This window comes from Nocardia sp. NPDC003999, assembly GCF_053604885.1.
Map to the genome: position 1 here is coordinate 256,217 of NZ_JBSGIB010000010.1, position 8,664 is coordinate 264,880.

An 8,664-nucleotide genomic window follows, 5' to 3' on the forward strand; every position below is an offset into this window, starting at 1 on the left:
CCCTGGTGACGCCGCCGAGTCGAGGGTTGCTTCCAAGCCTGCCGACGGCCGAGTCCCGGTCCGGCGACGGGCGCGCCGTGGCCGGAGTGCCCTGCGTTCGGTGACCTTCGGCCATCATCTGAACCGACGCTTCGCGCGATGCTGGAGAGACGAAGCGACTCGAATGAGCATCCCCATGACAGAACTACGACCCCTCGATTCCGGCTTCATGGAACTGGAGGACTCCGACCGGCATATCAGTCTCGGCATCGGCGCGGTGGCGATCATCTCCGGTGCCCCACCGAGCAGGTCCGAGCTGAGCGGCGTAGTCGCCAAGGGCGTGCAGCGGAACGCGCGCTTGCGCCAGAAGGTGCGGCGGGCGCCGCTCGACCTGGCCACGCCGGTGTGGGAGGACGACCCCAATTTCGATCTCGCACACCATATTCGGTGGACCGCACTGCCCGCGCCGGGTGACGAGGCCGCGTTGTGCGAATTGGTGGCGACGGAACTCGAGGAGCGACTCGATCGCGACCATCCGCTGTGGCAGTGCGTCGTCGTCGAACACCTCGCGGCGGACCGCTGGGCACTGCTGGTCAAAGCGCATCACAGTCTGGTGGACGGCGTATCCGGCATCTCGGTGTTTCGAAGTTTCTGCGATGCCGTGGCCGAGGAGCCGAACGATCCGGTGACCGAGCCACCGAGCCGTACCGAGGTGCGCCGGCCGGATCTGGTTCGAGAACTGTCGCGGCTACCCGTCGTCGTGCCGCGGTCGGTGGTCGCAATGACGCGCGGTCTGGCGCCGCTGCTGTCCGCCGTCGTGTCGCCGGCCACCGAGTGCTCGCTGAACGGCCCCATCGGACGCCAGCGCCGGTATGTCGTGGCCCGGGCCGCCCTGTCGGATGTCCATGAGATCGGCGCGGTGTTCGGCGTCACGGTCAACGATGTCGTCCTTGCCGCGGTCGCCGCCGCTTATCGTGAACTGTTGGTCGGCCGCGACGAACGGCCGTCTCCGGACAAACTGCGTATCCTCGTCCCGATCTCCATGCGCTCCGAACAAGCGAAATACACACTGGACAACCGAGTTTCGGCGGTGCTGCCGTTCCTGCCGATCGAGGTCGCCGACCCGGTGGAACGGCTGAGGGCGATCCGGGAACGGATGAACCGGCACAAATCGGGAGGCGAAGCGCAGGCGGAGAAATCGGTGCTCGCGCTGGCGGGCTTGCTGCCGTTCGCGCCCCTGGCGTGGAGTCTTCGTCTGCTGGCACGGTTTCCGCAACGAACCGTGGGGGCGCTGGTGACGAATGTGCCCGGCCCGCGTGAACAGCTGACCGTGCGCGGGCGTGTGGTGTCGGAACTTCTGCCTGCCATGCCGATCGCCATGCGGTTGCGCACGGCGGTCGCGGTCCTCAGTTACGCGGGCCACCTGACCTTCGGTATCACCGGAGACTATGACACCGCTCCCGATATCGCCGTGCTCGCCGAAGGCATCGAGCGGGAGATCCGGCGGCTGCGGGAGCGGGCCGGGATCCGGCGAGCGTCCCGGCCCGAGGAGATCCGACCGTGACGCGCCTTCACGGCGGTGCGGCCCGAGCCGCCGGGACCGGCTGCGCGAAGAGGACGGATCGGGGACTTTCTGCCCTGTCCGGCAGTAGGACTCGGTGATGATATGGGAGGCCGTGGTGTCGAGTGAAGACCGGAGAGCGAGGTTGTTGCCAGGTGGATGCACGCGCGATGTGCCCCGGCCCGAGATCATGATCGCCTCGAACGGCCGTGTCGCTGACCGCGGCGTAGCGGGCCGCGCAATGGTCGAGATCGACCGCGAGGAGGCGCTGCGGCTGCTGGCCGGCGTCGCCTACGGACGCGTGGTGTTCACTCGCGACGCACTGCCCGCGATTCGCCCGGTCAACCATTTCGTCGACGGCGGTGTGGTCATCGTGCGTACCCGGGTCACCTCACGGCTCACCGACACCGTTCGTGCCGATCCGTCCGTCGTCGTGGCGTACGAGGCCGACGACATCGACGCGGTGAGCCATGTGGGCTGGTCGGTCGTCGTGACCGGTCTCGCGCGTACGGTCACCGACCCCGAACGGATCGCGCGCTATACGCGGCTGCTGCGCCCGTGGGCCGATGGGCTCATGGACACCGTCATCGCTATCGAACCCACGATCGTGACCGGTGTCAGACTGCTCGGCGAGCAGGGATAGGTCGCCGTAGCGAAGCGCAACGGGTCGGTGACCCGAAGCCGGTCACCGCGAGCAATTGCGGGTCCGCGGTGGACGTCTGTGATCAAATGAGGTGGATGTTGCGGCGTTCCCTTCCGACCTTCGGCGGTCGTCCGACGGCGGGGGCGCGTGGCCGATTCGGCCACCGGACCAGAACACCAGGCAGGTGGCCCGGCAAGTCGCCCGCCGACAGATCGCCGTCGCCAGGGCGCTGCTCGGTTCCGGCACGGCGACCGCCGCCGTAGCCGAGTGGCTCGGGCCCCGGCTCTCGGCCGAGACCGGGACGGAACCGAGACATGAGCATCGAGAGTTCTTCGGTATCGCAGGCCAGGCCGAACTCCGTTCTGGTACTGGGTGTACTGGCCGCAGGCCAATTCCTGATGACGCTCGACAGCTCGGTGATGAACGTGTCGATGGCGACCGTGGCCCAGGACGTCGGTACGACGATCACCGGAATCCAAACCGCGATCACCCTCTACACGTTGGTGATGGCGACGCTGATGCTGACCGGCGGGAAGGTGGGCTCCATCCTGGGCCGTCGCCGGGCGTTCGGCCTCGGGCTGGTGATCTACGGCGCCGGTTCCTGCACCACCGGCCTGGCGCCGAATCTGCCGGTTCTGCTGTTGGGTTGGTCGCTGCTCGAGGGGATCGGAGCGGCTCTGATCATGCCCGCGATCGTGTCCCTGGTCGCGGCGAACTTCGCGCCGGAACGCCGCGCGGCGGCCTATGGATTGGTGGCGGCGGCCGGCGCGATGGCGGTCGCGGTGGGGCCGCTGCTCGGCGGCGCGGTGACGACATACGCGTCCTGGCGGTACGTGTTCTTCGGCGAGGTCGTCATCGTCGTACTGATCCTGCTGGTGCTCCGCAGGATCGAGGACGCCCCCGCGGAGCAGGTACGGCTCGATCTGGTGGGCTCGCTGCTGTCGGTGGCCGGGCTCGGCATGGTCGTCTTCGGCGTCCTGCGGTCGAGCACGTGGGGCTGGGTGCGGGTGAAGCCGGGCGGTCCCGCCGTGCTCGGGCTCTCCCCGGTCATCTGGCTGCTGATCGCCGGACTGCTGGTCTCGTACCTGTTCCTGCGGTGGCAGACCCATCTGGTCGACACGGGCCGGGAGCCGCTCGTCGATCCGGGATTGCTGCGTAATCGGCAGCTCACCGGCGGCCTGAGCATGTTCTTCGCTCAGTTCACGGTGCAGGCGGGGGTGTTCTTCGCGGTTCCGCTGTTCCTGTCGGTGGTGCTCGAACTCAGCGCCGTGGAAACGGGCGTGCGGATCCTGCCGCTGTCGGTGGCGCTGGTTCTGGCGGCGACGGCGATTCCGAAGTTCCGGCCGCGGGCGAACCCGCGGCGGGTGGTACGGCTGGGGCTGGGCTCGATGATCACCGGCATCCTGATTCTGGTCGCCGGGATGGACCCCGGAGCGAACGCCGGGGTGGTCTCGATTCCGATGCTGCTGATGGGACTCGGACTGGGCGCTCTTTCCTCGCAGTTGGGGGCTGTCACCGTCTCGTCGGTGCCCGATGCGCAGAGCGGCGCGGTCGGCGGGCTGCAGAACACCGTGACCAATCTCGGCGCATCGCTCGGCACCGCCTTGATCGGCTCGGTGCTGATCGCGACCCTGACCTCGTCGGTCGTCGCGGGCATCGAAAGCGATCCCGCGGTTCCCGCGTCGGTGCAGCAGCGGGCGACCACCGAACTCGCGGGCGGCGTGCCGTTCCTGTCCAACACCCAACTCGAGGATGCCCTCCATGCCGCCGGAGTGCAGCAGTCCACCGCGGACGCCGTCATAGCCGTCAACACCGAGGCGCGGCTGGAAGCCTTGCGGGTGGCGTTGGCCGTGACTGCCCTGCTCGCCATCGCGCCGCTGTTCGCCACCGGCAGGTTGCCACTGCGGCCGGCCGCGCGGAGCCGGGATGACCCGGCCGAGACCGACGAATCGTAGAAGCAGCCTTCGGCAGAGGTCCGACGGCCCGCCCGGTGAATGACCTTCGTCTCTGCCGCCTTCGTGGGGGACGCGAGATGCTCGATGCCGATGGCAGCGGCGGCGCGGACGACCGAGGGGATGCCTGCGGCGCCGCTCTTGACGGAGGGAATCTTCATGACCACCGAAAGCACCTCGCGCGAAACGAATCTCGCCTTTCCCATCTTGGCGGCCGTCGACGGCTCGGCCAGCTCGTACCAGGCGGTCGCTTGGGCGGCGGTCGAAGCCGCGCTGCATCACCGCTCGCTGCACATCGTCACTTCGATGGCGATCCAGACCGGTTTCGGCCCCGAGATGTCGCTCGGAGAAGCCGATCTGGAATGGTTGCGCGCCGACGGCGAGCGCATCCTCACGGAGGCGGCGCGGGTGGCGCGCACGGCGGTGCCGGGCGCCGAACCCGCCATCACTACCGAGGTGACTTTCGAACTGATCATTCCCATGCTCATCGAAAGGTCCGCGCGAGCGTGGATGCTGGTGGTGGGCAGTCGCGGGATGGGTGCTTTCCAGCGGGGACTGCTCGGCTCGGTGAGCACCGCGGCCACCCATCACGCGCGGTGCCCGGTCGCGGTGGTCCATGGCATCGCGGCGATCGACGCCGTGTCGGCCCGGCAGCCCGTGCTGGTGGGCATCGATGGGACCGACAACAGTGTGGCCGCCGTCGAACTGGCGTTCGAGGAGGCGTCACGCCGAAAGGTCGACGTGGTCGCGCTGCACGCGTGGAGCGACACCAGCGGTCCGGACGCACCGGTCCGCGGCTGGGACGGCGCCCGCGAGTCGGCGGAGGCGGTGCTGGCCGAGAGTCTGGCCGGTTGGGCCGATCGCTACCCGGACGTCGCGGTACGTCGCGTCGTCACGGCGGGCCGGCCGGGTCGATCGTTGCTGGACGAGTCGGCGAACGCACAGTTGGTTGTGGTCGGCAGTCACGGCAGAGGAGGGTTCGCCAGCATGCTGCTGGGCTCGACGAGCAACACCCTGCTGCACTCGGTAGAGGTGCCTTTGATCGTCGTTCGAACGCGGTGAAGCTCGTTTGCGAGCCGCGATGACCAGCACTGACCGCGCGTCGGTCGCGGTGCTGTCTCTGTTGGGTCAATCCGGTGTGCCCATCGCTTGCCCGTGGTTGTCTGGATACCTCACTGCGACATCATGGCGATCGGGGCCTCGTGCCCGCTCACGTCCGGATCGGGCGCTGGAGAACCTGCCATGCGGTCCCAGCCGAGAAAGGACCAGCGGGACATGGCAACGACGGAATCGGCGCGGGACCGCGTACGTCAGGCCGACTCGGAGAGGCGACCGGTCTGGTACGCGCAGGACGCGGACGCGGTGCTGGCGGCTCTCGGCTCGGACCGGCAGTCCGGCCTGACCGCACTCGACGTCGAGGAACGGCGAAAGCGATACGGGCCCAACGAGCTCGCCGCGGAACCCGCGCCGTCGGTCTGGGCGATGGCGTTGCTGCAGTCGAAGGATCCGATGAACCTGATGCTGCTGGTGGTCACGGTGGTCAGCGTGATCATCGGCGAGATTCCGACGGCGATCGTGGTCGGGGTGCTGGTCGGGCTCAATGTCGTGCTGGGTACCCAGCAGGAGGTCAAGGCGCGGGCCAGCGTCGACGCGCTGGCGAAGATGCAGACGCCGCAGGCGCGGGTTGTGCGCGACGGGTCGCTGACGCGCTGTGCCGCGACCGAGCTCGTGCCGGGCGACATCGTCGAACTGGAGGCAGGCGACATCGTCCCCGCGGACGGCAGGCTGTTGAAATCCACCACCCTCGAGACCCAGGAAGCGGCGCTGACGGGGGAGAGCGCGCCCGTCGCCAAGGACGCCCACACGCTCGGCGCCGCCGACGTCGCCCTGGGCGACCGGGCCGACATGGTCTTCCAGAACACATCGGTGACGCGCGGCACCGCCGCCATGGTGGTCACCGAGACCGGCTCGGACACCGAGATGGGCCGGATCGCGTCGATGCTCTCGGCGGTCGCCCCGAGCAAGTCGCCGTTGCAACGCGAGCTGGATGCGCTGACGAAGGTGCTGGGCGCGATCGCCTGGATGGCGGTGGCGATCATCGTGATCATCGGGGCGATCCGCGGGCAGAGCATCACGGCGGTGCTGTTGCTCGGGATCTCGATGGGCGTGTCGGCGATCCCGACCGGCTTGCCCACATTCGTGCAGGCGATGCTGGCCTACGGGGCGCGCCGGCTGGCCGAGGCCAAGGCCGTCGTCAAGAACCTCACGGATGTCGAGACACTCGGCGCGACGAGCGCCATCAACTCCGACAAGACCGGCACGCTGACGATGAACCAGATGACGGTGCGGTCGCTGTACTTCCACGGCCGGTGGTACACCGTCGAGGGCCAAGGGTACGACAAGTCCGGGGCGATCACCCACGCCGCCGGGCAGGCGGCGCCGGATTTCACCCTGCTGGCCTACGGGCTGTGCCTGGACAGCGACGCCACCGTCGCCGACAGCGGGGAGGTCGTGGGCGATCCGACCGAGGCGGCGCTGGTGGTGCTGGCGGCCAAGCTCGGCGTCGACGCACCCCTGACCCGCCGAACCTACCCCCGGGTCGCCGAAGTGCCGTTCGATTCGGCCTACAAATTCATGGCGACGTTCCACCACCTGGAAGTCGACGGGAGCACCCGCTTCGTCGAATTGGTCAAAGGCGGGCCCGACGTCGTCCTGGACCGGTGCGCGACCGCGTACCGTCCGGGCAGGCGAGCCGTGCCGATCGACGACATGCGGCACGAGATCGCGGCCGCGAATCGCGCCATGTCGGAGAAGGGGTTGCGCGTGCTGGCCTTCGCCGCACGCTTGCTCGACGAGCAGGAGGAAGCCGCCGTTGCCGACCCGATGTCGTTCGTCGGGGAACTCACCTTCGTCGGCATGGTCGGGATCATCGATCCGCTGCGGCGCGAGGCGATCGAGGCGGTGCGCACCGCGCGTGCGGCCGGCATCGAGGTCCGCATGATCACCGGAGATCACGCGATCACCGCGTCCGCGATCGGGGCCGAACTCGGCCTCGGGCCCGGTGCGATCGGCGGCGGCGAACTCCAGGCGATGACCGACGAGCAGTTGTCGGCGGCCCTGCCGAATCTGCACGTGTTCGGGCGGGTCACCCCGCAGGACAAACTGCGGCTGGCCGACCTGATGCAGCGCGGCGGTGACGTGGTGGCCATGACCGGCGACGCGGTCAACGACGCCGCCGCGCTGAAGAAGGCCGATATCGGCGTGGCGATGGGATCGGGCAGCGAAGTCACCAAGCAGGCGGGCAAGATGGTGCTCACCGACGACAACTTCGGGACCCTGATCACCGCGATCCGGCTGGGGCGCGGCATCTACGACAAGATCGTGTCCTATATCCGCTATCAGATGTCCAAGCTGTTCGCGCTGGTGGCGCTGTTCCTCGTCGCCAGCGTCTTCGACATCAACGACGGGGTCGCGCTGACCCCGCTCATGGTGCTGTTCCAGCACTTCTTCATCACCCTGTTCCCGGTCGCCGTGATCATGCTGGATCCGCCGCCGCCGGACCTGATGAACAAGCCGCCCCGCGACCCGGCGAAGCCGATCGCGAACCGGAATTCGTTCGTGCAGTGGCTGGCCTACGGTGCTCTGCAACTGGCCGTGACGCTCGCCGCGATGCTCCTCGCGCCGGGTGAGATGAGCACGACTACGGCGAGTGTCCCGATGACCATGGCGTTCGTGGTGCTGTCGTTCGGTTCCATCCTGAGCGGCCTGGTCATGCGCCGCGACCCGGAGTCCGGCGTCACCGCACCGGTTCTCGGCGCGGTGAAGATCCTGTCGATTCCGGTCGTGGTCACCGTGTTCGCGGTTGAGATCGGCTTCCTGCAGGATCTGCTGATGACGAGGTCGCTGACGGGTGGTCAGTGGCTGGCCTGCCTGGGCTGGTCGCTCGTGGTCCCAATCGTCATCGAAGCAGAGAAGGCGGTGCGACGTCGGCGTCGATCCGGCGCGCCCGCGCCGATCCCCACAATGGCGGCGGTCGGTCCGGGACGGGCGAGTGAACGAGCGGTGCTGCCGGACATCGCGTCGTCCCGGTGATTGTCCATACGCCGGGTCCTGGCGTGCGGCAGGCGACACCACGCCAATTTGCCGAACTCTCCTACCAAGAATTTTTGCGGCCGTATCCGGTGGACCAGCACACGGCTGCGGCGCCGCCCCGATTCCCTTGCGGGCAAAATGTCTTCAGCGTTGTGCCGGTGTGCGTCCGGCGCGGCGGTCGTGCCGATTGCACCGGCATGGTCGCCGATCGCCGGTGCCTGCCCGGCCTGCCATCGGCCGTTCGAATCCGCGGCCTGACCGGGACGATGTCGCCGTGGGCGCTGATCGACCGCCGTCCGGCCGTGCGTGAAAGCGTCGTGGACGCTGAACTTCTCGGGGGGGGGGGGGGGTGGTGGTGATGGGTAGAGCAAACGTGTGAAATCCAGTCACACGGTCTGTTTTATGGGTTTCCGGGTTTTGGTTGTAATTTGGTGGGG

The 8,664-nt window shown here is 68.3% G+C and carries 5 protein-coding genes; all 5 read left to right on the forward strand.

The window, feature by feature from the left end:
- The first annotated feature begins 175 nt into the window (after positions 1 to 175).
- The 5 genes from ACWESM_RS21600 to ACWESM_RS21620 all read left to right on the forward strand — a co-directional run bounded on the left by ACWESM_RS21600 (position 176) and on the right by ACWESM_RS21620 (position 8,227).
- Positions 176 to 1,543, forward strand: coding sequence for a wax ester/triacylglycerol synthase family O-acyltransferase (locus ACWESM_RS21600; RefSeq protein ID WP_364432367.1), 1,368 nt, complete (start codon positions 176 to 178; stop codon positions 1,541 to 1,543).
- A gap of 187 nt (positions 1,544 to 1,730) precedes the next feature.
- Complete coding sequence (locus ACWESM_RS21605; RefSeq protein WP_452493410.1) at positions 1,731 to 2,183, forward strand: pyridoxamine 5'-phosphate oxidase family protein; 453 nt, start codon at positions 1,731 to 1,733, stop codon at positions 2,181 to 2,183.
- A 314-nt stretch (positions 2,184 to 2,497) separates the two neighbouring features.
- Entirely contained in the window at positions 2,498 to 4,138 is a 1,641-nt protein-coding gene (locus tag ACWESM_RS21610; protein WP_452493379.1) for an MFS transporter, read from the forward strand.
- Between the two features lie 156 nt (positions 4,139 to 4,294).
- Positions 4,295 to 5,197 (forward strand): universal stress protein, encoded by a 903-nt coding sequence (locus ACWESM_RS21615; protein ID WP_452493380.1) that lies wholly within the window; start codon positions 4,295 to 4,297, stop codon positions 5,195 to 5,197.
- A gap of 213 nt (positions 5,198 to 5,410) precedes the next feature.
- The gene (locus ACWESM_RS21620) at positions 5,411 to 8,227 is read left to right on the forward strand and encodes a cation-translocating P-type ATPase (protein WP_397277601.1); all 2,817 of its coding nucleotides are present in this window, start codon (positions 5,411 to 5,413) and stop codon (positions 8,225 to 8,227) included.
- Positions 8,228 to 8,664 lie beyond the last annotated feature (437 nt).